At 61.2% G+C, this 26582-nt stretch carries 23 protein-coding genes and 1 pseudogene; 18 read left to right on the forward strand and 6 right to left on the reverse strand.

The annotated features are described in order from the left end of the window. The 15 genes and pseudogenes from waaC to NWV16_RS03330 all read left to right on the forward strand — a co-directional run bounded on the left by waaC (position 1) and on the right by NWV16_RS03330 (position 15358). Positions 1–1062: a lipopolysaccharide heptosyltransferase I gene (waaC, locus tag NWV16_RS03260; protein WP_260521949.1), complete on the forward strand. Its 1062-nt coding sequence runs from the start codon at positions 1–3 to the stop codon at positions 1060–1062. Beyond that, positions 1062–2183, forward strand: coding sequence for a glycosyltransferase family 4 protein (locus NWV16_RS03265; protein WP_260521950.1), 1122 nt, complete (start codon positions 1062–1064; stop codon positions 2181–2183). Before waaC ends, NWV16_RS03265 begins: the two co-directional genes overlap by 1 nt. After that, positions 2184–2990, forward strand: a complete 807-nt coding sequence (rfaP, locus tag NWV16_RS03270) for a lipopolysaccharide core heptose(I) kinase RfaP (RefSeq protein WP_260521951.1) — start codon at positions 2184–2186, stop codon at positions 2988–2990. Next, a complete protein-coding gene (locus NWV16_RS03275) occupies positions 2990–3724 on the forward strand; it encodes a lipopolysaccharide kinase InaA family protein (RefSeq protein ID WP_065258724.1) in 735 nt (244 codons plus the stop codon). The genes rfaP and NWV16_RS03275 overlap by 1 nt, the downstream gene beginning before the upstream one ends. Continuing rightward, positions 3721–4473 carry a lipopolysaccharide kinase InaA family protein gene (locus NWV16_RS03280; protein WP_260521952.1) on the forward strand — a complete coding sequence of 251 codons (753 nt, stop codon included), beginning with the start codon at positions 3721–3723 and terminating at the stop codon, positions 4471–4473. Before NWV16_RS03275 ends, NWV16_RS03280 begins: the two co-directional genes overlap by 4 nt. Continuing rightward, positions 4473–5924, forward strand: coding sequence for a lipopolysaccharide kinase InaA family protein (locus tag NWV16_RS03285; protein WP_260521953.1), 1452 nt, complete (start codon positions 4473–4475; stop codon positions 5922–5924). Before NWV16_RS03280 ends, NWV16_RS03285 begins: the two co-directional genes overlap by 1 nt. A gap of 159 nt (positions 5925–6083) precedes the next feature. Then, positions 6084–6419 carry a YceK/YidQ family lipoprotein gene (locus NWV16_RS03290; protein WP_260521954.1) on the forward strand — a complete coding sequence of 112 codons (336 nt, stop codon included), beginning with the start codon at positions 6084–6086 and terminating at the stop codon, positions 6417–6419. Between the two features lie 23 nt (positions 6420–6442). After that, positions 6443–7216 (forward strand): annotated as a pseudogene (locus tag NWV16_RS03295) (DUF3800 domain-containing protein); the annotation flags it as partial. Between the two features lie 225 nt (positions 7217–7441). After that, positions 7442–9199, forward strand: coding sequence for a carbamoyltransferase (locus tag NWV16_RS03300; protein WP_065258727.1), 1758 nt, complete (start codon positions 7442–7444; stop codon positions 9197–9199). Further along, complete coding sequence (locus NWV16_RS03305) at positions 9183–10313, forward strand: glycosyltransferase (RefSeq protein WP_260521955.1); 1131 nt, start codon at positions 9183–9185, stop codon at positions 10311–10313. Before NWV16_RS03300 ends, NWV16_RS03305 begins: the two co-directional genes overlap by 17 nt. Further along, a complete protein-coding gene (locus tag NWV16_RS03310; protein ID WP_260521956.1) occupies positions 10313–11209 on the forward strand; it encodes an antimicrobial resistance protein Mig-14 in 897 nt (298 codons plus the stop codon). The genes NWV16_RS03305 and NWV16_RS03310 overlap by 1 nt, the downstream gene beginning before the upstream one ends. 8 nt (positions 11210–11217) lie before the next feature. Then, positions 11218–12663: a PIG-L deacetylase family protein gene (locus NWV16_RS03315; protein ID WP_260521957.1), complete on the forward strand. Its 1446-nt coding sequence runs from the start codon at positions 11218–11220 to the stop codon at positions 12661–12663. Beyond that, a complete protein-coding gene (locus tag NWV16_RS03320) occupies positions 12660–13814 on the forward strand; it encodes a glycosyltransferase (protein WP_260521958.1) in 1155 nt (384 codons plus the stop codon). Before NWV16_RS03315 ends, NWV16_RS03320 begins: the two co-directional genes overlap by 4 nt. Positions 13815–13846: 32 nt before the next feature. After that, complete coding sequence (locus NWV16_RS03325) at positions 13847–14731, forward strand: glycosyltransferase (protein ID WP_312846929.1); 885 nt, start codon at positions 13847–13849, stop codon at positions 14729–14731. A 3-nt stretch (positions 14732–14734) separates the two neighbouring features. Next, positions 14735–15358, forward strand: a complete 624-nt coding sequence (locus tag NWV16_RS03330) for a CatB-related O-acetyltransferase (RefSeq protein WP_260521960.1) — start codon at positions 14735–14737, stop codon at positions 15356–15358. Positions 15359–15362: 4 nt separating this feature from the next. Here the strand turns inward: NWV16_RS03330 and NWV16_RS03335 are convergent, their stop codons facing one another. Together NWV16_RS03335 and NWV16_RS03340 are read right to left on the reverse strand one after the other, a co-directional pair. Next, complete coding sequence (locus NWV16_RS03335) at positions 15363–16583, reverse strand: acyltransferase family protein (protein WP_260521961.1); 1221 nt, start codon at positions 16581–16583, stop codon at positions 15363–15365. 2 nt (positions 16584–16585) lie between these two features. Next, positions 16586–18451, reverse strand: a complete 1866-nt coding sequence (locus NWV16_RS03340; protein WP_260521962.1) for a bifunctional O-antigen ligase/aminoglycoside phosphotransferase family protein — start codon at positions 18449–18451, stop codon at positions 16586–16588. Between the two features lie 154 nt (positions 18452–18605). Between NWV16_RS03340 and msbA the strand changes: the two genes are divergently transcribed. The 3 genes from msbA (at position 18606) to hldE (ending at position 22906) form a co-directional block, all read left to right on the forward strand. Further along, positions 18606–20408 (forward strand): lipid A export permease/ATP-binding protein MsbA, encoded by a 1803-nt coding sequence (gene msbA, locus NWV16_RS03345; protein ID WP_260521963.1) that lies wholly within the window; start codon positions 18606–18608, stop codon positions 20406–20408. A 163-nt stretch (positions 20409–20571) separates the two neighbouring features. Next, a complete protein-coding gene (locus NWV16_RS03350; RefSeq protein WP_260521964.1) occupies positions 20572–21276 on the forward strand; it encodes a sulfotransferase family protein in 705 nt (234 codons plus the stop codon). A gap of 208 nt (positions 21277–21484) precedes the next feature. Next, on the forward strand, positions 21485–22906 hold the full coding sequence (gene hldE, locus NWV16_RS03355) for a bifunctional D-glycero-beta-D-manno-heptose-7-phosphate kinase/D-glycero-beta-D-manno-heptose 1-phosphate adenylyltransferase HldE (RefSeq protein WP_260521965.1): 1422 nt from the start codon (positions 21485–21487) through the stop codon (positions 22904–22906). A gap of 160 nt (positions 22907–23066) precedes the next feature. Here hldE and NWV16_RS03360 read toward each other — a convergent pair whose 3' ends face one another. From NWV16_RS03360 to NWV16_RS03375, 4 genes are all read right to left on the reverse strand, one after another. Beyond that, on the reverse strand, positions 23067–24029 hold the full coding sequence (locus NWV16_RS03360; RefSeq protein WP_260521966.1) for a metal ABC transporter ATPase: 963 nt from the start codon (positions 24027–24029) through the stop codon (positions 23067–23069). Between the two features lie 31 nt (positions 24030–24060). Further along, entirely contained in the window at positions 24061–24873 is an 813-nt protein-coding gene (locus NWV16_RS03365) for an aldo/keto reductase (RefSeq protein ID WP_260521967.1), read from the reverse strand. After that, a complete protein-coding gene (locus tag NWV16_RS03370) occupies positions 24870–26045 on the reverse strand; it encodes an NAD(P)/FAD-dependent oxidoreductase (RefSeq protein ID WP_260521968.1) in 1176 nt (391 codons plus the stop codon). Before NWV16_RS03370 ends, NWV16_RS03365 begins: the two co-directional genes overlap by 4 nt. 201 nt (positions 26046–26246) lie before the next feature. Next, positions 26247–26579, reverse strand: coding sequence for a DMT family transporter (locus NWV16_RS03375; protein WP_260521969.1), 333 nt, complete (start codon positions 26577–26579; stop codon positions 26247–26249). Positions 26580–26582: the final 3 nt, after the last annotated feature.

Raw genomic sequence — 26582 nt, forward strand, 5'->3', positions numbered from 1 at the left:
TTGCGGGTATTGCTGATCAAGACCTCATCGCTGGGCGACGTGATTCATGCGTTGCCGGCGCTGACCGACGCGGCCCGGGCGATTCCCGGCATCCAGTTCGACTGGGTGGTGGAAGAGGGTTTCGCCGAAATCCCGACCTGGCACCCGGCCGTGGGCAAGGTGATTCCGGTGGCGATCCGCCGCTGGCGCAAGAACCTCTGGCAAACCTTCAAGAGCGGCGAGTGGAAACGCTTCAAGCAAACCGTTCGTGCCAGCAAATATGACCTGGTGATCGATGCTCAGGGCCTGCTGAAAAGCGCCTGGCTGACCCGTTACGTCAAGGCCCCGGTGGCGGGTCTCGACAAGGGCTCGGCCCGGGAGCCGATCGCTGCTCGATTCTATGACCGCAAGCTGGCGGTGGCCCGTGGGCAGCATGCTGTTGAGCGTGTGCGTCAGTTGTTCGCTATCGCTTTGGGTTACGACTTGCCCAAAGGCCTGGGTGATTACGGCCTCAATGTCGAGCGTCTGGTCGAACTGCCGCGCAAGACTGCCTATGTGGTGTTCCTGCATGGCACCACCTGGGACACCAAGCACTGGCCGGAAAGCTACTGGCGTGAGCTGACCGAGCGGGTCGGTTACCTCGGCGTGGGAATCAGGCTGCCGTGGGGCAACCCACAGGAGAAGGCCCGGGCCGAGCGCATCGCCGCCGGTTTCAAACATGCCGAAGTCTTGCCGAAGCTGAACCTGGCCGGGGTCGGCAAGGTGCTGGCCGGCGCCCAGGCCTGCGTCGCGGTGGACACTGGTCTCGGTCATCTCGCCGCAGCACTGGATGTGCCGACGATTTCCCTGTTCGGCCCGACCAATCCGGGCCTGACCGGCGCCTACGGCAAGCTGCAGATTCACCTCGCCAGCGATTTCCCGTGCGCGCCTTGCCTGCAAAAGAAATGTACGTATCAACCGACCGCGCAGGATGCCCGTCAGTTTGACCTGAAACGCGAGTGGCCTTTGTGCTTCACGCGTCTGAATCCCGAGCGTGTCGCCAGCCGACTGAGCACGTTGTTGATGGCTGAGGAGCTGCGTTGATGCAACTGGCATTTGTCCTTTACAAATATTTCCCGTTCGGCGGTTTGCAGCGCGATTTCATGCGCATCGCCCTCGAATGTCAGAAGCGTGGTCATCAGATACGCGTCTACACCCTGATCTGGGAAGGTGACGTGCCGCCCGGCTTCGAAGTGCTGGTGGCGCCGGTCAAGGCGTTCTTCAATCACCGCCGCAACGAAAAGCTCAGCGCGTGGATGGAAGCGGATCTGGCCAAGCGCCCGGTGGATCGCCTGATCGGCTTCAACAAGATGCCGGGGCTGGACGTCTACTACGCGGCCGACGGCTGCTTCGAAGACAAGGCGCAGAACCTGCGCCATTCGCTGTACCGCCGTTGGGGCCGCTACCGCCATTTCGCCGAGTACGAGCGCGCGGTGTTCGCCAAAGACGCGAAGACCGAAGTGCTGATGATTTCCGAAGTGCAGCAGCCGCTGTTCATCAAGCATTACGACACGCCGTTGGAGCGTTTCCACCTGCTGCCGCCAGGCATCGCTCAGGATCGTCGCCGCCCGAAGGATGCCGACGAGATCCGCGCCGGTTTCCGCGCCGAATTCAACCTCGGGGACGACGAGCTGCTGCTGGTGCAGATCGGCTCCGGCTTCAAGACCAAGGGTGTCGATCGCAGCCTGAAAGCCCTGGCCGCATTGCCCGCCGAACTGAAGAAGCGCACCCGGCTGTTTGTAATCGGCCAGGATGACCCCAAATTGTTCCAGATGCAGAGTGCAACATTGGGTCTGGGCGACAACGTGACGTTCCTCAAGGGACGCAGCGATATCCCGCGCTTCTTGCTCGGTGCCGATCTGTTGATCCACCCGGCCTACAACGAAAACACCGGTACGGTGCTGCTCGAAGCGCTGGTCGCCGGATTGCCGGTGCTGGTCAGCGCGGTTTGCGGTTACGCCCATTACATTGCCGAGGCCGATGCCGGGCGCGTGCTGGACGAGCCGTTCGATCAGGCGCAGTTGACGCAATACCTGACCGACATGTTGAACGACGACGCTGCACGGGCGGCCTGGAGCCGTAACGGTCTGGCCTTTGCCGAGACGGCCGACCTCTACAGCATGCCGCAGCACGCGGCCGATGTGATTCTGGCGGAGCACGCATAAATGAAGTTGATGCTGGCTGAACCGTTCAAGAGCCTCTGGACCGGACGCGACCCGTTCGCCGAAGTCGAGGCGCTCAAGGGCGAGGTCTACCGCGAGCTGGAAGCTCGGCGGACGCTGCGCACGGAAGTCGACGGCAACGGGTTTTTCGTCAAGATCCACCGTGGCATCGGCTGGGGTGAAATCTTCAAGAACCTGCTGACCGCCAAACTGCCGGTACTCGGTGCGGGCCAGGAATGGAAAGCCATCCAGCGATTGCAGGAAGTCGGCGTACCGACCATGACCGCCGTTGCATACGGCGAGAAGGGCGGCAACCCGGCAGAGCAGCATTCGTTCATCGTTACCGAAGAACTGGCGCCGACCATCAGTCTCGAAGACTTCAGCATCGACTGGGTCAGGCAGCCGCCGCAGCCGAAGCTCAAGCGTGCGCTGATCGCCGAGGTTGCGCGCATGACCGGCATGATGCATCGCGCGGGGGTCAATCACCGTGACTGCTATATCTGCCACTTTCTGCTGCACACCGATAAACCGGTGACTGCGGAAGATTTCAAGCTCTCGGTCATCGATCTGCACCGCGCCCAGACCCGCCCGGCGATTACCCGGCGCTGGCGCAACAAGGATCTGGCGGCGCTGTATTTTTCCGCGCTGGACATCGGTCTGACCCGCCGCGACAAGCTGCGCTTTCTTAAAGGCTACTTCCAGCAACCGCTGCGCCAGATCCTGGCTGAAGAAGCGTCGTTGCTGAGCTGGCTCGAAGGCAAGGCCAACAAGCTCTACGCGCGCAAGCAGCGATACGGGGATGCGCTCTGATGGCGGGTTGGAATCTTGAACCCGGGTACAGCGATCTCGCAGCGGATTTTGGCAGTCTTGAAGCGGTATTCGCGCTTAAGGGCGAGCGCCTGACCCGCGATCCGCTGTCCGAAGTCATCCGCGTGCAACGCAACGGCGTCAATTACTACGTCAAGCGCTATTCCGGCGCTGGCAAGGGGTTGCGCCGTTACCTCGGCAAGCCGCGGGTGAAAATGGAGTGGCAGAACCTCAAGCGCTTCGCCAAATGGGGCATTCCCACCGCCGAAGTGGTGGCCTGGGGCCTGGAGCGCAAAGGCATGGCCTACGATCGCGGGGCGATGATCACCCGTGAGCTGCCGCGTACCGAGGACCTCTCGGCGCTGGCCGAGCGCAATGACCCCAAGCTGAAGAATCACGGCTGGGTCGACGGCATCAGCCGGCAACTGGCGGTCTACACCCGTACGATGCACGATCATCGTTTCACCCATAACGATCTGAAGTGGCGCAACCTGCTGATCGACGATCAGGCACAGCTGTTTCTCATCGACTGCCCGAACGGCGATTTCTGGCGCGGTTTCTGGCTCAAGTACCGGATCACCAAGGATCTGGCCTGTCTCGACAAAGTGGCCAAATATCACCTGTCGAATACCCAGCGCCTGCGCTTCTACCTGCAATACCGTCAGCGTGACCGGCTCAATGCCGCCGACAAAAAACGGATTCGTCACGTGGTGAGATTTTTCGAGGGACGCGAATGACTGATTTTCTCGCCGCTGAGGACCGCCCGCTGCTGGAGCGTCACGGTCTCGGCACGTTCGATGCGCTGTGGGCCAAGCAGCTCGACGCAGTGGATGAGCCGAACACCGACGGCGGCGGCTGGAGCAGCGTGTTCCGCCTTGAGCTCGAAGGTCGCGGCTATTACCTCAAGCGCCAGAGCAATTACCTGACTCGCACGTTGCATGCACCGTTCGGCGAGCCGACCTTTGCCCGGGAGTTTCGCAACATCAGTCGCTATCGCTCCCTCGGCATTCCCGCATTGCAGGCGGCGTTTTTCGGTCAGCGCAAGGTCAATGGCGAGGTGCGCGCGATCCTGCTGACCCGGGCTCTCGACGGTTGGGATGATCTGGATTCGCTGTTGCAGCGCTGGTCGAGCCTCGAGGTCGCGCAGCAGTCGGCGATTCTCAAGGCCTGCGGTCAACTGGCGCGGCATCTGCACGGCGTGCGCCAGGTGCACGGCTGCTTTTATCCGAAGCATATTTTCCTGCGTGCCGAAGGCGCTGGTTATCGGGCGCAACTGATCGATCTGGAAAAGACCCGGCCCTTGCTGTTCGGTCAGCGCGATCGGGTCAAGGACCTGGAGCCGCTGTTGCGTCGTGCGCCGGAATGGAGCGAGGCTCAGTTGCGCGAGTTGCTGGCCGCGTATCTCGATCAGTCGGTCGACAGTTCGCTGGTCGATAGCTGGGTCTCGCGGCTGACCGCGCGGCGCAGTCGCAAGGAGACCCGCTGATGCAACTGTCCGACCTGAAAAACGCCGGACGTACGCCGAGCCTGCCGTTGACGGTTTCCCTGGCGGATGCCGCGGGTACCGCTGATCTGCAATTGCTCAGCCTGTTGCGGGTATTGCCGGGGCAGCGTTATGTCGGCGCCGGCGTGTGGCGCGGTCGCCCGGTGCTGGCCAAGTTGCTGGTCGGCAGCAAGGCTGCACGACATTTTCAGCGTGAGCTGGAGGGCGTGAAACTGCTCGCCGCCCAGGGCATGACCACGCCGTTACTGCTGGCCGATGGCCTGAAGGACGGCGAGGGTGGCTGGTTACTGTTCGAATTCCTCGAAGGCGCCGAAAGCCTGGGCGATGCATGGGGCAAGGTTGAATCCTTGCAGGTCTTGGCGGACGAACAGTCGGCAGTGCTGGCCGAAGCGCTCGGTGCCATTGGCCAGCTGCACGGCAAAGGCCTGTGGCAGGAAGACCTGCACCTGGACAACCTGCTGCGCCACGACGGTCAGTTGTATCTGATCGATGGCGCCGGTATCCGTGCGGAAACCGCCGGTCAGTCATTGTCCCGGCAGAAAGTGCTGGAGAATCTGGGTGTTTTTTTCGCCCAGTTGCCCAAATCCCTGGAGCCGTTCACCGAAGAGCTGCTGGTGTATTACCTGCTGAGCAACAGCGAGCACGCCCTGCCTCTGGAAGCCCTGCAGAAGCAGATCGACAAGGTGCGGGCCTGGCGTTTGAAGGATTTTCTGATCAAGGTCGGTCGTGAATGCACGCTGTTCAGCGTGCGACGCGGGGCGTTCGGTCTGCGCTCGATCCGTCGCGAGGAAGAGCCCGCGATGCTGCCGGTGCTGGAACAGGCCGATGCCTTGCTCGATCAGGGTCATCTGTACAAGACCGGCGGCGCAGCGAGCGTCGGCAGGGTCGAAGTGGCCGGGCGTCCACTGGTGATCAAACGCTACAACATCAAGAATGTTGCCCATTGGCTCAAACGCTTCTGGCGCCCGAGCCGGGCGTGGCACTCCTGGCGCGAAGGCAATCGCCTGGCGTTCCTCGGCATCGCTACCCCCAAACCGCTGGCGGTGCTGGAAACCCGGTTTTTCTGGCTGCGCAGCAAGGCGTATCTGGTCACCGAGTACCTGGCCGGGCCGGATATCATCGAGCGATTTGCGCCGTATGTTGAAAGCGGCGAAGCGCCGGAAGCCGAGTTGCAGGCGCTCGATCAACTGTTTGCACGCTTGATTGCAGAGCGAATCAGTCATGGCGACTTCAAGGGCCATAACCTGTTCTGGCACCAGGATCGCTGGGCACTGATCGATCTGGACTCGATGTGCCAGCACGGCTCGGCGGGCAGCTTCGCTCCGGCCTATGCCCGGGATCGCGCAAGGTTCATGCGTAACTGGCCGCAGAGCAGTGCGCTGTATCAGGTGATTGATCAGCGTTTGCCAAAGGATGTATCGGGCGCTGCGTGATTGCTGTCTCAATCGAGTAAGACATTTCTGCAATAGAAATTGGGTAGGGCATGTGGCGACAAATCCTTGTGATTTGTCCTACGGCTTGGTCAGAACCCATGAACTGCCTCCCATAAAGCTCCGATGCTAGTTTGCCCCGACGTTTCAGGAGGGCAAACCTTGATCATCAAAACGGCTATCACCATCGGTGCACTTTCACTGGCCCTGACCGGCTGCGGCACCGCCGTCACCGTGTTGCAGGGCGACGAAGACGCCACGCGCAGCTTGCGCAAACAAAAGACCTACTGCCAGTCCATTCCGCGCATCTACAGCGGACTCGCCCATGATTTCTGCCTGCTGCACGCACCGCCCGATCCCACCGGAATTCTGGTGCCGGCCGTTCTGCTCGACATGACTCTGTCCGGGGTATTTGACACGGCTTTTCTTCCGTACACGATCTATCGCCAGGCGGCGGACGGGAATATCAGTGTTTATTGGCGGCCAGGCCGTGGGTAATTACTTTGCCCACAACCACTGAATACAGTGACGTCATCGTTTATGTCGATGAGAGCGGTGATCATGGGATGCAGAGACTGGATCCCAACTATCCAGTCTTCGTGCTCGCGTTTTGTGCCTTTCATAAGAGGCATTATTGCGAGAAGGTCATTCCGGCACTGCAGAAATTCAAGTTTGCCCATATGGGGCACGATCTGATCGGTCTGCATGAACTCGAAATTCGTAAAGAAAAAGGAGCATTTTCTGGCCTCTTCATGTCGAGAGAGCACAAGAGTGCTTTTCTTGAGGAGCTGACTTGCATCATTGAAGCCAGCAACTTCGTTCTGATCAGTTGCGTCGTGGACAAGGCTTCCCTTCGCGAGAAACAGGGCACGGGACACAATCCTTATCACCTCGCTCTCGGCTTTTGTCTGGAAACGCTCTATGAGTTTTTGCAGGAGAAGAATCAACAAGAGGCACTGACGCATGTGATTTTCGAGCGCCGAGGAAGGCGAGAGGATAACGAGCTTGAGTTGGAGTTTCGCAGGATGTGTGGCGGGGCGAATCGATGGGGCATTCAACTGCCGTTTGACATCGTTTTTGCAACTAAGCAGGTGAACTCCACCGGCCTGCAGCTAGCCGATCTTGTTGCGAGGCCCATTGGCATGAACGTTTTGAGGGCGGGTCAGGGAAACCGTGCTTTTGACGTGCTCAAGCGCAAGTTCTATTGCAGCGGAGGGCGGAGCAAGGTTGGAGAGGGTTTCGAGAATTGGGGGTTGAAGATTTTCCCATCCCCAGAAAGCGAAAAGCCCCGATGATCTCACCGAGGCATTAGCGCCGACCGGGATCTCCCAGTCCATTTGTGTTGGAGTCTATGTCGATGCTGCTCGAGTGTCAACGCACCGGCCGGCCAGTTCCGCTAGAGGTTTGTCGGCGCTTTTAAGCTATAATCCCGCCCTTTAGCTGTCTCTCGCCCGGTGCGAGGGCACATCATTTTTCAAGGCGCATCGCGCCTGAATGCAGACTAAAGAGGCTAGACCCCTGTGGCATTGACGATTCTTGGCCTGTCCGGCGCCCTTAGCCATGATCCTTCCGCGGCCCTGTACATCGACGGCAAGCTGGTGGCGGCGGCTGAGGAAGAGCGCTTCGTACGCGATAAACATGCAAAGAACCGCATGCCCTACGAATCGGCGAAGTTCTGCCTGGAACAGGCCGGCATCAAGCCGTCCGACGTTGACGTGGTGGCGATTCCGTTCGCCCCGATCAGCATTTTCGGCAAGGCCCGCTGGCAGTACGCCAAGCGTTACTGGTACGCCCCGGACCGCGCGCTCGACGCGATCCTGATGGGCAACCGTCGCTACAAGCGCTATCGCAAGAAAATCGTCTGGTGCCTGGAGCAACTGGGCTTCGATCCGAAGAAAATCAAGATCGAACCGGTTGAACACCACCTGGCTCACGCTTCCAGCGCCTACCACTGTTCGGGTTTCAAAGAAAAAACCGCGATCCTCGGCATCGACGGCAAGGGCGAATACGCCACGACCTTCTTCGGTTACGGGGAAAACGGCAAGATCCACAAGATCAAGGAATTCTTCGATCCGGACTCCCTCGGCGGCCTGTACGGCGCGATTACCGAGTTCCTCGGTTTCGACATGCTGGACGGCGAGTTCAAGGTCATGGGCATGGCGCCGTACGGCGACGCCAGCAAGTATGATTTCTCCCGCCTGGCTTCCTTCGAGAACGGCGAGCTGGTGATCAATACCGACTACGCCAACGTGATCGGCCTGCGTCGCTATAAAGAGAAGGGCAAGGGTTACTACTTCTCGCCGAAGCTGATCGAGTGGCTGGGTCCGAAGCGCGAAGGCGACATCGCCGACGAACCGTACATCCACTACGCCGCCAGCATTCAGGCGCTGTTCGAAAAAATCGCGCTGCAGATGATCGACTACTACCTGGGCGACGTGCTCAAGGAAACCGGCAAACTGGCCTACGCCGGCGGCTGTGCGTTGAACGTCAAGCTCAACCAGAAAATCATCGCCCGTGACGACGTCAAGGAGCTGTTCGTACAGCCGGCCTCCGGCGATGCCGGCACCGCAGTCGGCGCAGCGGCCTATGTGTCCAACGCCCGTGGCGTACCGGTCGAGAAGATGGAACACGTCTACCTCGGCCCGTCGTACAGCAACGAAGACGTGATCGCCGCCTGCGCTCGTCACGAGAACAAGCCGACCTGGCGCAAGCTCGACAACATGCCGGAGCAGATCGCCAAAATCATGGTCGACGGCAACCCGGTGGCCTGGTTCCAGGGCCGCATGGAGTTCGGTCCGCGTGCGCTGGGTGGTCGTTCGATCATCGGTTGCCCGAGCGTGACCGGCGTGGCTGATCGCATCAACCATCAGATCAAGTTCCGCGAGCGCTGGAGGCCTTTCTGCCCGTCGATGCTCGACACCGTGGCGCCACAGATGATCAAGATCGATCACCCGGCGCCGTTCATGACCTTCACCTTCGAAGTGGCGGAGGAGTGGAAGACCCGCGTGCCGGAAGTCGTCCACGAAGACGGCACGTCCCGGGCCCAGGTGCTCAAGCGCGAATACAACCCGCGCTACTACGACATGATGAAGGCGCTGGAAGTGCTGACCGGCAACGGCGTGTCCCTGAACACCTCGCTCAACCGCCGTGGCGAGCCGATGATCTGCTCGCCGACCGACGCCCTGAACATGTTCTTCGGCTCGGATCTGCAGTACCTGATCATGGAAGACATCCTGGTAGTCAAAGAAGGCGCAAACGCTTATGACACGCTCGGCTGAACGCCATGTGCTGCAGTTCTGCCACGGCTATGACGGGCCGTTCCTGGACTGCGCGCGGCAGTACGCCAGCCTGTTCGCGGGCACCGGTTATCGGGTCACCACGGTCTTTCTGACCGGGGCGGCCGATAGCGAGGTGGCCGCGGCCTGCGCCTCCGACGAAGTGTTGTTCATGGAATACAGCTCCAAGGCCATTCGTGGCCTGAAGCTGGGCGCCATCGGCGATCTGCGCAAGATCGCCGCTTCACGCAATTTCAGTTTCTGCATCGCCCATCGCTTCAAGCCGATCTACATCGCCTTGCTCGGCACTTCGCTGCCGGTGATTGGCGTGCATCACGCGTTTGGCGATTACAAACGCGGTTCGCGCAAACTGTTCGCGCATATTTTCCGCAAGCGCCTGAGCCTGCTCGGCGTGTCCGATGCGGTGCGCGACGACATGCGCCGCTGCCTGCCGAAATGGCCGGCGACCCGCATCCAGACCCTCTACAACCGCATCGATGTTTCGGCGTTGCAGATGAGTCAGGTGTCCGCCCGTGAAGCCCGCGAGACCCTGGGGCTTTCTGCCGATGCATTCATTGTCGGCAACGTCGGTCGCCTGCACCCGGACAAGGATCAGGCCACGCTGCTGCACGGTTTTGCCGCGGCACTGCCCGGTCTGCCGGCCAACAGCCAACTGGTGATTCTCGGCAAGGGCCGTCTTGAGGACGAACTCAAGGCCCTGGCCCGCGAGCTGGGGATCGGTGATCGCGTGCTGTTTCTCGGTCAGGTGCCGGATGCGCGCAATTACTTCCGTGCATTCGATGTGTTTGCCCTGAGCTCCGACCATGAGCCGTTCGGCATGGTGCTGCTGGAGGCCATGGCCGCCGGCGTGCCGTTGCTGGCCACGGCGTGCGGCGGGGCGAAGGAAGTGGTCGAGGGCGTGGGCATTCTGTTCCCGCTGGGTGATGCCGAGCATCTGGCCCAGGGCCTGAAACACCTGGCCGGCATGGACGAGCAGCAGCGTCGCCAGTGCGCCGAGCTGATGTTCGACCGCCTGCGCGAGCGCTTCTCCGACCGCGCCGTACGCGACACCTTCTGGCATTTGCCGCAAGTTACCGATCTGGCACCGAGGGGCTGATGCTCAACCGATTTCAAGGCTGGCGCGAGCGTGGCTGGTCGCCCGTTGACGCCTCAACTTATGCACAGGCCTGGCAGCGATTTGGCGGCAGCGTCGCGACTCATCCCATGGTCGTCGAACGGCTGGCCAATCTGGCCGGCATCCCGGTGCGTTATCTGGCCTGGGAGCAGCAAGGCGAAGTCAAGGCGGCGATCCCGACCTGGGGCCGCGATCTGGCCTTGTCCAAGGACGTGCTCAAGCGCAGTGGCAAGAAAGGCCTGTTCGACCTCGGCAACGCCGAGCTGATCCTGCCGGCCGCCGCCGATGCCCGGGCCCCGCTGCGTCATCGCGGGCGCTACCTGTCGGCGCTCAACGAAAGTCGTTTCAGCGGCCTCAAGTTGCAGGCCGAACAACTGGCCATGGCCCGTACCCCTGAAGAGTTGTCGAAGAAGTTTCGCTACAACCAGCGCCGCGAACTGCGCCTGCTGGAAGAGGCGGGCGGTGTGGTGCGGTCGGTCAGCGAATTCTCAAGTAGCGAACTGTCGGCGATTTATTGCGATCTGTTCCAGCGCCGCTGGGGTTTTCCGGCCACTGGCGCGGCACGCATGGCCGAGGTCATCGAGCTGTTGCGCGAGCTGTTGATCGGTTCGGTGATCTTCCTCAACGATGCGCCGATTGCCATTCAACTGGTGTATCGCGTCGAAGCCCCGGAGTGGATCAGCGTCGAGTACATCAACGGCGGTGTCGACCCTGAAACCCGCGAATTCAGTCCCGGCAGCGTTCTGAGTTTCCTCAATACGCAAAGTGCCTGGGAACAAGCCCGGGCACTGAACAAGCCGCTGCGTTTTTCCTTCGGTCGTGCCGACCGTGAATACAAGGATCGCTGGTGCAATCCCGTGCCGGTCTTCACCGTATGAGTCAGCCCATGAGCCGCAAACAGCAACTGCTCAAGCGTCATCGGCGCAATAAACGGATCGGCCTGTTGATCGCGCTGATCGTCTTGATCGCCCTCGGCGTGCTGGTGGCCTGGTGGTTGCCGCCGGTGCTGGCGGTCATCGGCTGGATTGTCCACGAAGCGTGGTTCGCCGATCACCTGTTCTATTCGCCGAAGGACGATTACCAATACAGTTTTCCGCCGTTCACCCCGCAGCCGAAAGTGTATCTGGACGGTGAGCAATTGCGTCTCGACGAGGGCGTGATGCTGGTGGACGATGCCACGCTGATCCTCGCCGTGAAGGTCAAAAGCAGCTTTTTGGGACGCTTCTTCGATCCTCGGGTCGAGTTGGCCGGTGGCGCCAATCCTGATGCGCAGACGTTCGAACGTGGTGTCAACGGTCTGCGATATCTGAACCTCAGCGGTCAGGCGCAAGCCTTGTCGCAAGGCCAGTTGCGTCTGCGCGGGCGCTTTTGCCGGGTGTCCGGTGAGCCGATGCTGTGGGCGCTCGAACAACCGGACTACCGCCAGCAGCGGGTGATGGTCATCGCGCCTCACGCCGACGATGCCGAACTGGCCGCCTACGGTCTGTACAGCCAGGCCAAAGAAGCCTGGATCGTGACCCTGACCGCCGGCGAGATCGAAGCCGAACATTATCAACAAATGGGTCTGAACAAGGTCGAGGCGGCACGTCTCAAGGGCCGTCTGCGGGCCTGGGACAGCCTCGCCGTGCCGCGTTGGGCCGGCGTGCCGCAGGACCACTGCGTGCAGCTCGGATACTTCTGTCTGCAACTGGCGGCGATGCAGGCTGCGCCGAATCGACCGGTGGGCTCGCGGGAAGCCGATCTGAGCGATACGCGCCTGTTCCGCCAGTTGAATCCGTTTACGTTGCCCGGCGATGCCGACGGCGCACCGACCTGGAACAATCTGCTGGCCGACCTGTGTGAGGTTCTGAATCGTGCGCGCCCGGACGTGATCGTGTTGCCACACCCGACGCTGGATCCGCATCCCGACCATATCTGCGCCCAGGAAGCCGTGCTGGAAGCCTTGCGCGGCCTGGACTGGCAGCCGACGCTGCTCGGTTACGCCAACCACCTGCACGACAACGACCGCTGGCCGATGGGCGACAGCGGGCAGGGCATTGCCTTGCCACCGACCTTCGATGCGACAGTCGCGATGCAGCCGTTGTGCCTGCCGCTGCCGATCGAGTTGCAACGGGACAAGGCGATGGCGCTGGGCATGATGCATGACCTGCAGCCGCCGGCACCGTTCAAGCGGCGCCTGCGCCGGCTGATTCAACGGCTGTTGGCCGGGCGCAGGCCGTCGGTCTACGGCGAGAACGAATTTTTCCGCAAAGCGGTCAGGCGCCAGGAGCTGTTCTGGCTGCTGAAGCAGAGTGAAACAGGCGCGACGGGTGCGCAACGGGGAGAGTCATGAGTCAACGCGCAAAGGTTCTGCAGCTGCAACCCGACTACAACGTCAAATCCCATGACTTTGCCGACCTCGCCGAACAGATCGTCAAGGCCCTGCCGACGGATCGTTATGAGGTGACGGCGGCATTTCTGCGTGGCAAACCCGGCCCGGGGGAAGCCGTCAGCCGGGCCGACCGTTCGGTGTATTTCGAGTTTTCCGACAAGGCCCTCAAAGGCATGCGCCTGCGGGCGATGTGGCAGCTGTACAAGTTCTGCCGGCGGGAAAAGTTCGATGTGGTGATCTGCAACCGCTTCAAACCGGTGAACATGATGCTGACGCTCAACCGCTGGTTGAAAGTGCCGTTGTGCATCGGTATTTCTCACGGTTTCGGCGAATACGACCGCTTCTACCGTCGTCGCCAGACGCAACGCCTGATCGACCGGCACTGGCGTTTCGTCGGCGTATCGCCGGCGGTCAAACAGTACCTGCTGGACTGCGATTGCGGTTTTACTGACCGCAATACCTGTGCGATCACCAACGCCATCGACATCGAACAGGCCGAAGGCTTGCAGCACAGCCGCGAGCGTGCCCGCGAGCTGCTGGGCGTCGACCCGAATGTGCGCCTGATCGGTGCGCTGGGGCGGCTGGTGTCGGTGAAGGGCCACACTTATTTGTTGCAGGCCTTCGCCCAGCTGAAAGACAAATACCCGAACACCCAACTGGCAATCATCGGTGCCGGACGCCTGCAAGCGCCGTTGGCCGCCGAGATCGAGCAGCTCGGCCTGAGCGGTCGCGCCCACTTGCTGGGCTTCAAGGAAAACGCCCTGCAGTACGTGCGTGCGTTCGATATCTGGACCATGCCGTCGCTGGCCGAAGGTCTGGGCCTGGCCCTGCTGGAAGGCATGAGCGGGCACTTGCCGGTGATCGCGTCGAACGTACCGGCCATGTTGCCGCTGATCGAAGGCGCCGGCGGCCTGGCGATCACGCCCAAGGACGTGCCGAGCCTGGTTGCGGCGCTGGACACCTACCTGGGGCTTTCGGATGACGAGCTCAAGGCCAAGGGCGAACAGGCCTACCGCTATTTGCAGGAACAGCACGATATCGAGGTCTTCCGCCAGGAATACCTGAACCTCATCGACTCCGGCCTTGAGCAGGCCCGCAAGGAGCAGCCGTGAGCGAAGAAAGAGCCATGAGTGAGTCAGCAGCCCTGAGCGATGCCCAGCCCCTCGTCACCGTCATCATCGCGTCCTACAACCACGGACCGTACATCGAGGAAAGCATCCTCAGCGTCATTAACCAGAGCTACAAGAATATTGAGCTGCTGGTGGTCGACGACGGTTCGAAGGATGACAGTGTCGAGCGCATCAAGGCCTTGCAGGAAAAGTACGGGTTCGATTTCCGCGTGCAGCAGAACCAGGGCCTGACCAACACGCTCAACGGCGCGATCGCACGGGCCAGGGGCAGTCTGATCGTGCCGTTCGGTTCCGACGACATCATGTACCCGGATCGTATCGCCACCCAGGTCGCCTACATGGACGGCAAACCGGAAGTCGGCATCTGCGCCGGCAACATCGAATTGATGGACGCCGACGGCAACCTTTACCCGGAGAAGCGTCAGCGCCGGGACGTGCCGTTCCGGCGTCTGGACTTCGATGACATGTTCCTGGAGCGCAAACCGTATCCGCCGGCACCGACCCTGATGATCCGCCGTGAGGCCCTGGACAAGGTGGGCGGATTCGATCCGACGATTCGTCTCGAGGATCTGTACATCGAGTTGAAAATCACCCGCGCCGGGTATTTCATCGACGGTCTGAACGTCGTGATGGCGCGCTATCGCAAGCACGCCACCAACTCCTACAAGAACCACCGCTTCATGATCGAAAACATCCTTCGTACCTACGCGCTGTTCAGCGATCACCCTCTGTACGACGAGGTGCGCTACAAATCGCTCAATTCGATGTTCCTGAAAACAGCCAACCGCAACCGCAAACTGGCTCGAGAACTGTTGGCGCAGATCCCGTTCAAGGCCTGGAACAAGAAAACCTGGCGCGGTCTGGGCCGGTTGCTGTTTTCGCCGCTGGAAAAGGACTGATTCATGGGCTGGCTTCAGCGCTGGCGTGAGCGACGCGCCAAACGGGCGATTCGCAAGTTGCCGAAGATCGAGCGCGGCGCTGCACGGTTCACCCAGGCTTATCCTGATTACAGCTTTGGCCGGGGCAGCTATGGCCTGCCGATCGTTCATGACTGGAAGGAAGGCTCGACGCTGCAGATCGGCGCCTACTGTTCGATTGCCGAAGGCGTGCAGATCTTTCTCGGCGGGCATCATCGGGCGGACTGGGTGACCACCTTCCCGTTCCCGGCGATGCTGCCGCAGGCCGCGCACATTCGCGATTACAGCGGCACTCACGGGGATGTGACGATCGGCAACGATGTCTGGCTGTGCTCCAACTGCACCATCCTGTCAGGCGTGACGATCGGGAGTGGCGCGATCATCGCGGCCGGCGCACTGGTCACGCGGGATGTCGAACCTTATGCGGTCATGGGGGGCAATCCGGCGAAATTCCTGCGCTGGCGCTTTCCTGAAGAGCAGCGCCAGCAACTGTTGCAAAGTGCCTGGTGGGACTGGCCGGAAGCCGAACTGCACAGCCTGGCGCAAACGCTGTGCAGTGACGACATCGAGGGATTCCTCACTTATGCCCGCCAGCGCCAGACCTCATAGCCGCTCAACGTTCCCGGGCGGCTTCCTCGGCCAGTTTTTTCGGCCGCTGCTTCTGGCGTAGCCAGTGCAGGAATGTCTTTCCGGCTTCGATTCCAGGCTTCTCGATGTACAGGAATGTCAGGCTGGCGATGACGATCAGCAGGCAGCTGCAGACTGCCATCAACAGCAGGTAGGAGACCGGGTTCTGTGGGTTGAAGGACATCAGGTGCGGCAGTTGCTGCACCATGATCCAGAGTACATAACCGTGCAGCAGATAGGTGCTGTAGCTGATCTCTCCCAGCCAGCGGACACTGCGCAGGCGCAGGGCGCCCCAAAGCGGGTTGCCCGATGCCACGACGACGAAAAACATGCCCAGCAGCAGGAGCGGCATCAGGCTAAAGGCGCGCTTGAACAGGGTCATTGCCAGAATCAGGGCCAACAGGGCAACCGCCGTGGCGGCGTGGGTCCGCCCCCATGCGACCAGGTGCGGACGTCGTACCCAATAGGCCGCCGCGATGCCGCCAAGAAAACTCGCCAGAAAATGCTTTTTCAGTGAATGCTCCCAGCCGATGACCTGGTACAGGGCATAGACTCCGATCAGACACAGAACGACCTGCAGCCAGGGGCCGCGGTAGATGAACACCAGGCCCAGCAGTGGCAGTGCCAGGTAGAAGAACACTTCGTAGGCCAGCGTCCAGGTCACGTTGGAGATCAACATGCCGCTCTGGTGGTATTGATTGATATCCGGACGGTCGAAAGTCAGCCAGCCCAATACCTGTCCGACCAGTTCTACGGGAGAGTCCTTCAGTTCCCAGTCCTGCAGATTGAACACGGTGACAAACACGATCAGCATCAGCGGCAGGTATAGGGGATAAAGCCGAAACACCCGTGATACCGCAAATGCCAGCCAGTCATGCTGGCGCCCCTGATTGAGCAGGCGGCTCCAGAACAGGAAACCGGTGATCATGAAAAACAGCGCGACACTGGCCTGACCCAGTTGCGAATAGAAGTTGCTCGGCGGAAAGTCGATCACGCCGGTGTGCAGGTAGAACCAGGTAATGATCGCGTGGTGTATGAAAACGCCAAAGGCCAGGTAGCCACGCAAGCCGTCAATGGTGCCGTAGCGGTTTTCACCATTGTGCTGCAGGTGCAGGGCGGCCTTGGGAACCAGGCGCAGGAACATTATCGAAGTCGCGATGGCGAGCAGATACGCGACCGCGGCGAAGACAGGATTGGTTTCCATCATGGTCAGTGGGCCCGGGCAGGGCGACCTCCCTGTTGCACTTGCCTGTGCAAATTATCGACAGCCGCCTGGGAAGCCGTCGTCGAATAACCCTGGAGCAGGGCATCGAAGTGGTCCTCGAACAGCCAGCGCTTGTCTTCCGTGTAGCGCTGCATGTGGCGCAGGTTACGTTGACGCAGGGAAAGGCTCAAAGGGGACGGGTAGATGCGCAGATCCGCCAGGTCGATCAATCCGAACTCACCGTCCTCCAGCACCAGTACGTTGCCCAGATGCAGCGACCGGAAATACACACCCTGTTCATGCAGGCGCGCCATGAACTTGCCGAAACGCTCGACCAGAGCCTGCCGCACGGCCGGTGCGGTGATGCCCTGAAGTACCTGGCGCAAGGTGTGCCCCGGCAACGGCGCGTAATGCACCGCGCTGCTGCCGTCGTCGAGACGGTACAGGTTCAGCACCTGTGGGGTCGGAATGCCCATCCGACGCAATTGTTCGCTATTGATGGCAAAACGTTCGGAATACGGGTTGAAGTTACCGGAGGTGTACCAGCGGCGGCGGCGGAACAGCTTGAGGAAGCTGCCATCGGTCAGGCGCAGGACCTTGGGGCCGAGGCCGTCTTCTTCGATCACCTGGGCATTGACCGCCAATGGTTGCAGACCGCTGGCCGACAGTTTCTGCACCGGTACGGTCAAGAGGCGCCGGGCTCGCTGATTGATGCTCAGTGCCGCGATCAGCGCCAGTGGAATCCACAGCAGGAACCAGTGCTCTTTCGGGCGCGAGATGATGCCTCCGCCTTCGGTCAATCCGGCACCGATGCCGAAGACCAGCCAGGTGGACGCGATGATCAGCAGCGGCTGAACCCGTTGACGCCAACTGCTCAGCAAACCCCACGCCTGGAAAAACAGCCAGGGCAGCAAACCCAGAACCCCGACGTAATAAAGGACGCCCAGGGCAAAGCTGTGGGGTTCCTGAAAGTTGTACCCGACGCCCGGATCGATCGCCAGATCGGCGTTGAAGCCGTGGCCGATCCATGGGTGATCGGCAATTTTCTGCAAGGCGATCTGCCAGATTTCGAAACGGTAGGAATCGCCCCGCTCGGTGATCATTCTGGAAAACACGCCGACGACCGTGATACCGACGGCACCCAGTGCTCCGAGCATCAACAGTGAGCGACGGTTCCAGCAAATGAAGCTCAGCCACAGGGCAGCCAGAGTCAGTGCGACCAGAGGGGTTCTGGAGCCGGTGGCGATCACGGCGGTAAACATGATCAGCATCGCCGGCAGGCTGAGCCAGAGCAGGCGAGCATGCTTGCAGCACATGCTGACGCTGAGCCAATAGGCGCAGAAGAAGCCGAACAGGTGGGAACTGAGCAGTGGATTGTCGAAAGCGCCTCCGCCGACCAGACGCATTCCGGGTTGGTAATGCTGGATAAAGGGGATCAGGAAACAGGCGGTGGCGACCAGCGCGACCAGGGCGGCGGCGAACAGTATTGGCGCAAGAATCTCACTGCGGTACCGCACGAGCAGATAGCAACCGACGAACAGCAACAGTGTGTGCAGCGGTGGCTTGAACATGCCGCCGAACGATTCGCCGTCGACGGGCCCCCAGCTCAGGCTGAGCATTGCCCAGGCGATGAACACAAGCAGTGCGACGATCATCGGTTCGCGCAACAGTTCCTTGAACGCCTGCGGTCGCAGGCAAAGGGCGATCAGTGCCGGGATGCTGAACAGGCCATAGAACAGCTTGTGATGCAGGCTGCGCCCTGGCAGAAAGAACAATGCGCACAGAAGCAGGAAATAGCCGGCTGGAAGTATCCACAGGCTGATGAAGTCGAAAATTCGACTGGACGTACTGCTGAAGCCGCGAAGTTGCATGCTGTGAGATTCATTCCTGAAATTGATCGGCCATTTCGTTGATGGCAGTTCGACACTGAAAAAGACGCATAACAATAACAGCCTTTGTGCGATTGCCAGAACCCTGAAGAAGCTGTGCTAAAGTCAGCGTCCTTTTTATCGACTTTCCCGTGATATGACCGACTCCAGTCCCGCCGCAAGCCCTTCGAGCTTGAAAATCTACTTCCGACTGCTCGGCTACGTCCGGCCGTATATCAGTCTGTTCCTGATCAGCATCGTCGGATTCCTGATTTTCGCATCGACCCAGCCGATGCTCGGTTACATTCTCAAGTATTTCGTCGACGGGCTTTCCAACCCGGAGGCCGCGCTGTTTCCCACCGTCCCTTACCTGCGTGACCTGCAACTGCTGCAGGCCGTACCGCTGCTGATCATCCTGATCGCGGCATGGCAGGGTTTCGGCTCCTATCTGGGCAACTATTTCCTGGCCAAGGTTTCCCTGGGGCTGGTGCATGATCTGCGGGTGCAACTGTTCAACAATCTGCTGGTGCTGCCGAACCGCTATTTCGACAAGCATAACTCCGGTCATCTGATTTCACGCATCACCTTCAACGTCACCATGGTCACGGGGGCGGCAACAGATGCGATCAAGGTCGTAATCCGTGAAGGCATGACAGTAATCTTCCTGTTCGCCTCGCTGCTGTTCATGAACTGGAAACTGACACTGGTGATGGTGGCGATCCTGCCGCTCATCGCCTTGATGGTGCGTACCGCGAGCAAGAAATTCCGCAAGCAGAGCAAGAAAATCCAGCTGGCGATGGGCGATGTGACCCACGTTGCATCGGAAACCATCCAGGGCTATCGCGTGGTGCGCAGTTTCGGTGGCGAAGCCTACGAAGAAAAACGCTTCTTCAATGCCAGCCAGAGCAACACCGACAAACAGCTGCGCATGACCCGCACCGGCGCGATCTACACGCCGATGCTGCAACTGGTGATCTACACCGCCATGGCGGTGTTGATGTTCCTGGTGCTGTTCCTGCGCGGTGATGCCTCCGCTGGCGACATGGTGGCCTACATCACCCTGGCGGGCCTGCTGCCCAAGCCAATCCGTCAGTTGTCCGAAGTCAGCTCGACCATCCAGAAGGGGGTCGCGGGTGCCGAAAGCATTTTCGAGCAGCTCGACGTCGAGCCGGAAGTCGATACCGGTACGGTCGAGCGCGACTCGGTCACCGGTCGTCTGGAGGTACGCAACCTCAGCTTTACCTACCCAGGCACCGAGCGTCAGGTGCTCGACAACATCAGTTTCTCGGTGGAGCCAGGGCAGATGGTGGCGCTGGTCGGTCGCTCCGGCAGCGGCAAGTCGACGCTGGCCAACCTGATCCCGCGCTTCTATCACCACGACAAGGGCGAAATCCTGATCGACGGTGTGGAGATCGAGCAGTACAAACTGCTGAACCTGCGTCGCCACATCGCCCAGGTCACCCAGCACGTCACGCTGTTCAGCGACACCGTGGCCAACAACATCGCCTACGGCGATCTGGCCGGGGCGCCGCGTGAAGACATCGAAAAAGCCGCGCGTGATGCCTTCGCCATGGACTTCATCGCGCAGCTGCCGCAGGGGCTCGATACCCAGGTGGGCGAGAACGGTGTCTTGCTGTCCGGCGGTCAACGCCAGCGCCTGGCAATTGCCCGCGCCTTGCTCAAGAACGCGCCGCTGCTGATTCTCGACGAGGCCACTTCCGCCCTCGATACCGAATCCGAGCGCCATATCCAGGCAGCCCTGGACCAGGTGATGAAGGGCCGCACCACACTGGTGATTGCCCACCGCTTGTCGACCATCGAGAAGGCCGACCTGATTCTGGTCATGGACCAGGGACAGATCGTCGAGCGTGGCACTCACGATGAACTGTTGGCGCAGAATGGCTATTACGCGCGCCTGAATGCCATGGGCCTCGATGCCCCGGCCGAAGACATCGCCTGATCCGGCCATGAAGTCATCGGGTGCACCATGCACCCGATGCTTTGTATCAAATGGCTTACCCTTCTTGACCAAACCTGCATAAAACCCGACACCGCGCTTGCTATGTTCCCGGAAGAACTCTGACTTCCATCGAAGGGGCCATCCCCGTCGTGCGGGTACTTTCATGCTGCAACGCTATCTGTGGAAGCTGCTGCCCAAACCGCAGCGGGCTTTTCTGCTGGGGCGCCTGTCCGTGGTCGATCGACAGGCGGTAAACAAATCGATGTCGGCGAACCTGCGCTTTCCCGAAGCCTTCGACCGCCGATCCTGTCTGTTCATTCATGTTCCCAAGTGCGCCGGCAGCAGTGTGTGCGAGGCGATGTTCGATGGCTGGCGTCCCGGTCATCTGCCGTTGTATTGGTACGAAGAGCAGTTTCCTGCGGAGTTCGCCGCCGCCTTCAAATTTGCCTTCGTGCGTGATCCGCTGGAGCGTGCCTATTCGGCCTATGCCTTCCTGCACGGCAACGAACTGAGCGGGCGTGATCACGCCGCGCAGCAGTTGGTCAGGCACTACCGCGACTTCGACGACTTCGTTGCGCGCTGGCTGCATGCCGACACGATCGGGCGACAATTGCACTTCGCCGCGCAAACCGACTTTCTCACTGATTCGTTGGGCCGGCTCGCCCTGGACTTCATCGGGTATCAGGAGCATCTGGCACGGGATTTCCAACTGGTGTGCGAGCGTCTCGGGCTGGCAAGCCGGCTGCAACACGCCAATGGTTCCAGGCAGCGTCGCCCGCAGCCGGCGCGTGACTTCTGTACGCAACGTACCCGGCGCCTGGTACGGCGAGTCTATGCGCGGGATTACGAGATGCTTGGCTATGAATGAGGCACCCTATGAAGTCTCGCTGGCGGCCGAGTGCCGGATTGACACAGACGAGGTCGAACTGGCCGACGCCTGCCATCGACTGGCGGCCCTGTTGCTCAACAAATGAGCAGAAAAGCCTCTCGTTTCATCCAGTTGCAGCCACCGCACAAGCCTTCGCCCACCCTGTGTTAATATCGCGCCCCTGTTCATTTTGTATGTGGGTTGCTCCATGAAGTTGTCCATGCCGCGATTCGATCAAGCCCCTGTCTTGGTGGTCGGCGATGTCATGCTCGACCGTTACTGGCATGGTGGTACCTCACGGATTTCCCCTGAGGCGCCGGTTCCGGTTGTAAAGGTCGAGCAAATCGAAGACCGCCCGGGCGGTGCCGCCAACGTTGCCTTGAACATTGCCGCGCTGGGTGCGCCGGCGTCGCTGGTCGGAGTGACCGGTGACGACGAAGCCGCCGACAGCCTGAGCAACAGTCTCAAGGGTGCCGGCGTGCGGGCCTTGTTCCAGCGCATTGCGCACCAGCCGACCATCGTCAAGCTGCGGGTCATGAGCCGGCACCAGCAATTGCTGCGTATCGATTTCGAAGAACCGTTCGCCACCGACGCGCGCGCGCTCGTTTCCCAGGTCTGTGACCTGCTGGAAGGCATCAAGGTGCTGGTGCTCTCCGACTACGGCAAAGGCGCCCTGAAAAACCACCAGGCGCTGATCCAGGCTGCCCGGGCCAAAGGCATTCCGGTGCTGGCCGACCCGAAGGGCAAGGATTTCTCGATCTACCGGGGTGCGAGCCTGATCACCCCGAACCTCAGCGAGTTCGAAGCCATTGTCGGTGGCTGCGCCGACGAACACGAACTGGTGAGCAAGGGCGCGAAGCTGATGCACGATCTCGAACTCGGCGCGCTGCTGGTGACTCGCGGCGAGCACGGCATGACCCTGCTGCGTCCGGATCATCCGGCGCTGCACCTGCCGGCCCGTGCCCGTGAAGTGTTCGACGTGACCGGTGCCGGTGACACGGTGATTTCCACCCTGGCGGCGGCAATTGCAGCAGGCGAAGAGTTGCCTCACGCGGTGGCGCTGGCCAACCTGGCGGCGGGCATCGTGGTCGGCAAACTGGGTACGGCGGCGATCAGCGCCCCGGAACTGCGCCGTGCGATTCAGCGCGAAGAAGGTTCCGAGCGCGGTGTGCTGGGTCTGGAGCAACTGCTGCTGGCAGTCGCCGATGCCCGGGCGCACAACGAGAAAATCGTGTTCACCAACGGCTGCTTCGACATTCTGCACGCAGGCCATGTGACCTACCTCGAGCAGGCGCGAGCGCAAGGCGATCGCCTGATCGTCGCGATCAACGATGACGCTTCGGTCAGCCGCCTGAAAGGCCCGGGCCGACCGATCAACAGCGTCGACCGGCGCATGGCGGTACTCGCAGGACTGGGCGCGGTGGACTGGGTGATCAGCTTTCCTGAAGGCACCCCGGAAAACCTGCTGCGCGAGGTCAAGCCGGATGTGCTGGTGAAGGGGGGGGACTATGGCATCGACCAGGTTGTCGGCGCCGATATCGTCAAGGCCTACGGCGGCACCGTGAAAGTGCTGGGGCTGGTGGAAAACAGCTCGACCACGGCGATTGTGGAAAAAATCCGCGGTAATTGATTCAAGCCAATTGTGGCGAGGGCGCTTGCTCCCGCTTGCATGTGAAGCGCTCGCAAAACGGAAAATGTGCCTGGCCAACGGCGCGCATTGAACGAATTGGGGCTGCTTCGCAACCCGGCGGGAGCAAGCTCCCTCGCCACACAGGTCTACCGCCTGGCTTTCAGCCCGCCTTGCGCGGCACGAGCTTCTTCAGCAGTTGCTTCGCCTTGCCGCGCAACCGCGCCAGCCCCGTGTCCTTCGGCGGCGGTGTCAGACCCTGTTGCCGCAGCCAGTCCTTCCAGCGAATCCGCTCATCGCGCACCAGCCAGCCGTCCTGCCGGGCGAAACTCTCCGCCAGATACAGGCCGCGAGTGCCTGCCGGGGATAGCTGACCTTTCTTCAGCGTATACAACTCGGGCAATGGCTCGCCGTCCTGCAACGGCATCAGGTACAGGTCGGGGCGTTTGCGGTCGAGCCGGGCGACCAATTGATCGCCTTCCAGTCGTTCGTCGACATGGAACAGGCTCAGGTTCTTGGCTTCCTTCGGCACATCGAGCCGCAGGTCGTAGATCAATTGCAGAGACGCGGTCGGCAGGTGCACGTACGCCCGTGGCCGTTCGACCAGTTGCAGGTTGGCGCAGCGCACCGGCCGCGCCGAACCGGACAGCGGCGTCAGGCGAAAGGGCAGGGCCTCGCGGTAGTGCAGCGCCGAGGCATAGGGTGCCGGCAGCCAGGTGTCGTTGAAGCGCCCGCCGAGCCAGCCTTCCGGTGTTTCCAGCAGGCACTCCTCGGCAATCTCCTGGATCGCCGTGTGCAGCGGGATATTCAGTTCGTGGGCCGGCACGTAGCCGGAAATCAGTTTGAGCACCACGTCGCCGCGATCCTGCCGGCGCTGGCGCACCAGCACCCAGTAATCGCGGTTCTGCCAGTGCAGGGTCAGGCGCACCGAAACGCCGAGGTTGGCCAGTTCCAGCGCAAAGCGCTCGGCGTCGGCCACGCTGACCGGTTTGCGCCGTTGCAGGGTCTGGGCGAAGTTCAGCGGCATGCCCACGCTCTGGTAGGTCAGGCCTTCGGGTGTCGCTTCGACGAACAGCGGCAGTGTCTTGAAGTTGCTCGGATTCTTTCTGATGAGCGTACGCGGCATGTCGGCTCCTGCTTAAGGCCGCGGGGCGGCGTCAGTGACCACGAAGGACCCGGGCAACGGTCGCAACGTTGTGGGCGAGGTGCAGCGGATTGATTGTCCCGACAATGGCACTGGCCACGCCGGGCCGGGCGAACAGCAACTCGAAGCTGGCGCGTACCGGATCCACCCCGGGACTCAGGCATACGTGACCGCTGGCCAGGGCTTTCTTCACCAGAATGGCTTTGCCGTGGTCAGCAGCATAGTCAATGACTGCCTTCTCGTTTTGTTCGTTCAGATTGTAGGTGACCATCGCGCAGTCGCCTTGCTCCAGTGCCTTGAGGCCACCTTCGACCGTTTTGCCGGAGAAACCGAAACCGCGAATCTTGCCCTCGGCCTTCAGTGCCGCGAGGGTTGCGTAGACTTCGCTGTCGTCAAGAATGGCCATGTCATTGCCATCCGAGTGCACCAGCACCAGATCGATGAAGTCGGTTTCCAGGCGCTTCAGGCTGCGCTCGACCGACATCCGGGTGTGGGCGGCGCTGAAGTCGTGGGTCGACTGGCCATCGGTAAATTCTTCGCCGACCTTGCTGACGATCACCCAGTCCTTGCGTTCGCCACGCAGCAGCGGGCCGAGGCGCTCTTCGCTGCGGCCGTAGGCCGGGGCGGTGTCGATCAGGTTGATGCCCAGTTCCCGCGCCTGTTTGAGCAGCATGCGTGCGGCGTCGTCATCGGGAATCTGGAAGCCGTTGGGGTATTTCACGCCCTGGTCGCGGCCGAGTTTGACGGTGCCCAGGCCCAGCGGTGAAACCAGCAGGCCGGTGCTGCCCAGCGGGCGATGCAGGTCGTGCAGGGTCGGCAGGCTCATGGCAGCAGTTGCTCCCATGCAGGAACGCCCATTGGCGGTTTCGGCAATTCCGGCAACGGCGCCGGATGGCCCGGCTGGATGCCGTCGCGCTCCAGAGAGGCGATCACCCGGTCAGCGAAGTCCGGGGCCAGGGCCAGTTTGGTCGGCCAGCCGACCAGCAGGCGACCTTCTTCGGCAAGGAACGCATTGTCCGGACGAGTCAGGCCGGTTTGCAGCGGTTCGGCGCGGTCGACGCGCAGCGTCGCCCATTGCACGTTGCTCAGGTCGATCCAGGGCAACAACTGGGCGATTTCCTTTTGTGCAGTGGCGATCTGTTCGGCCGGCTCACGGGCCACGCCTTCGGACTCGGCAATGTCGCCACCCATGTACCAGACCCACTGGCCATCGGCGGCCGGGTGCGTGGTCACGGTGATTCGCGGTTTGGTGCCGCCACCGAGGCAATGAGCGTACAGCGGTTTCAGGCCCGGGCCCTTGGCGATGACCATGTGCAGCGGCCGGCGCTGCATGGCCGGCTGGGTCAGACCGAGGGTTTCCAGCAGCGCTGCGGTACCGGCACCGGCGCTGAGGACGATGCGCTGGGCGTGGATTTCGCGACCGTCGACCTTCAGGCCGACCAGCACGCCGCTTTCCAGCAAAGGCTCGATGTTCTGGCCGGCGAGCAGGCCGTCACCGGCGAGGTCGGCCAGGCGCTGAATCACGCTGGGTACATCGACCACCAGTTCGGCGAGGCGGTAGACCTTGCCCTTGAAGCGCTTGTCCTGCAGGGCCGGCGGCAACTGGTCGCCCTTGACCTGATCGACCCGTCCGCGCACGGCTTTGCTGGCGAAGAAACTGGTGAGGTTGCCGGCCAGCGTACCCGGCGACCACAGGTAATGGGCTTCGGACAGCAGATGCACGCCGGAAAGGTCGAGTTCACCATCGCCGGCCAGGGCTTCGCGCCAGCGGCGCGGCATGTCGGCGATGGCTTCCGAGGCGCCGGTCAGCGCGCCGTGCAATGCGTACTTGGCGCCACCGTGGATGATGCCCTGGGATTTCACACTCTGTCCGCCGCCAAGGCTGGCGCTTTCCACCAGCACGGTCGAGAAACCCTGGCGGCGCAGGCGCGCATTCAGCCAGAGGCCGGCGATACCAGCGCCGACAATCAGCACGTCGGTGGAAATGGGAGATGGCATGCAACGACCTCAGTGTTCAAGACGAGGGCGCAGTATACAGACTCGGGGAAAAGGGGATTTGTCGATGATCAACAAGGCTGATGCAAATCCGGATGTGGGAGCGAGCCTGCTCGCGAAGAGGGCGTGTCAGTTGCCGGTGACATATCTGACACTACGCTTTCGCGAGCAGGCTCGCTCCCACCGGGATCTGTGTAATACAGGTCAATGGCCAGCGGTTTTCGAGAAGAGCTGGATGACCACCACACCGAGCACAATCAAGCCCATCCCGAGCATCGCCGGAATATCCAGCTTCTGCCCGTAAATGAACAGCGCCGCCACACTGACCATCACGATGCCCATGCCGGCCCACACCGCATACGCCACGCCCACCGGCACGCTGCGCACGACCAGCGTCAGCATCCAGAAGGCGATGGCATAACCGACGATGACCAGCATCAGAGGCAATGGTGTGCTGAAGCCTTTGACGGCTTTCATCGAAACGGTGGCGATCACTTCGGCGCAAATGGCAATGGCCAGATAGACGTAAGCGTTCATGTT

This window comes from Pseudomonas sp. BW7P1, from assembly GCF_024981055.1.
GTDB lineage: Bacteria > Pseudomonadota > Gammaproteobacteria > Pseudomonadales > Pseudomonadaceae > Aquipseudomonas > Aquipseudomonas bananamidigenes.

Coding starts and splice junctions, on each gene's coding strand:
- NWV16_RS03265 (WP_260521950.1), top strand. CDS start 1,062: ATGCAACTGGCATTTGTCCTTTACAAATATTTCCCGTTCGGCGGTTTG.
- rfaP (WP_260521951.1), top strand. CDS start 2,184: ATGAAGTTGATGCTGGCTGAACCGTTCAAGAGCCTCTGGACCGGACGC.
- NWV16_RS03275 (WP_065258724.1), top strand. CDS start 2,990: ATGGCGGGTTGGAATCTTGAACCCGGGTACAGCGATCTCGCAGCGGAT.
- NWV16_RS03280 (WP_260521952.1), top strand. CDS start 3,721: ATGACTGATTTTCTCGCCGCTGAGGACCGCCCGCTGCTGGAGCGTCAC.
- NWV16_RS03285 (WP_260521953.1), top strand. CDS start 4,473: ATGCAACTGTCCGACCTGAAAAACGCCGGACGTACGCCGAGCCTGCCG.
- NWV16_RS03305 (WP_260521955.1), top strand. CDS start 9,183: ATGACACGCTCGGCTGAACGCCATGTGCTGCAGTTCTGCCACGGCTAT.
- NWV16_RS03310 (WP_260521956.1), top strand. CDS start 10,313: ATGCTCAACCGATTTCAAGGCTGGCGCGAGCGTGGCTGGTCGCCCGTT.
- NWV16_RS03315 (WP_260521957.1), top strand. CDS start 11,218: ATGAGCCGCAAACAGCAACTGCTCAAGCGTCATCGGCGCAATAAACGG.
- NWV16_RS03320 (WP_260521958.1), top strand. CDS start 12,660: ATGAGTCAACGCGCAAAGGTTCTGCAGCTGCAACCCGACTACAACGTC.
- NWV16_RS03330 (WP_260521960.1), top strand. CDS start 14,735: ATGGGCTGGCTTCAGCGCTGGCGTGAGCGACGCGCCAAACGGGCGATT.
- NWV16_RS03335 (WP_260521961.1), bottom strand. CDS start 16,583: ATGATGGAAACCAATCCTGTCTTCGCCGCGGTCGCGTATCTGCTCGCC.
- NWV16_RS03340 (WP_260521962.1), bottom strand. CDS start 18,451: ATGCAACTTCGCGGCTTCAGCAGTACGTCCAGTCGAATTTTCGACTTC.
- msbA (WP_260521963.1), top strand. CDS start 18,606: ATGACCGACTCCAGTCCCGCCGCAAGCCCTTCGAGCTTGAAAATCTAC.
- NWV16_RS03350 (WP_260521964.1), top strand. CDS start 20,572: ATGCTGCAACGCTATCTGTGGAAGCTGCTGCCCAAACCGCAGCGGGCT.
- hldE (WP_260521965.1), top strand. CDS start 21,485: ATGAAGTTGTCCATGCCGCGATTCGATCAAGCCCCTGTCTTGGTGGTC.
- NWV16_RS03360 (WP_260521966.1), bottom strand. CDS start 24,029: ATGCCGCGTACGCTCATCAGAAAGAATCCGAGCAACTTCAAGACACTG.
- NWV16_RS03365 (WP_260521967.1), bottom strand. CDS start 24,873: ATGAGCCTGCCGACCCTGCACGACCTGCATCGCCCGCTGGGCAGCACC.
- NWV16_RS03370 (WP_260521968.1), bottom strand. CDS start 26,045: ATGCCATCTCCCATTTCCACCGACGTGCTGATTGTCGGCGCTGGTATC.
- NWV16_RS03375 (WP_260521969.1), bottom strand. CDS start 26,579: ATGAACGCTTACGTCTATCTGGCCATTGCCATTTGCGCCGAAGTGATC.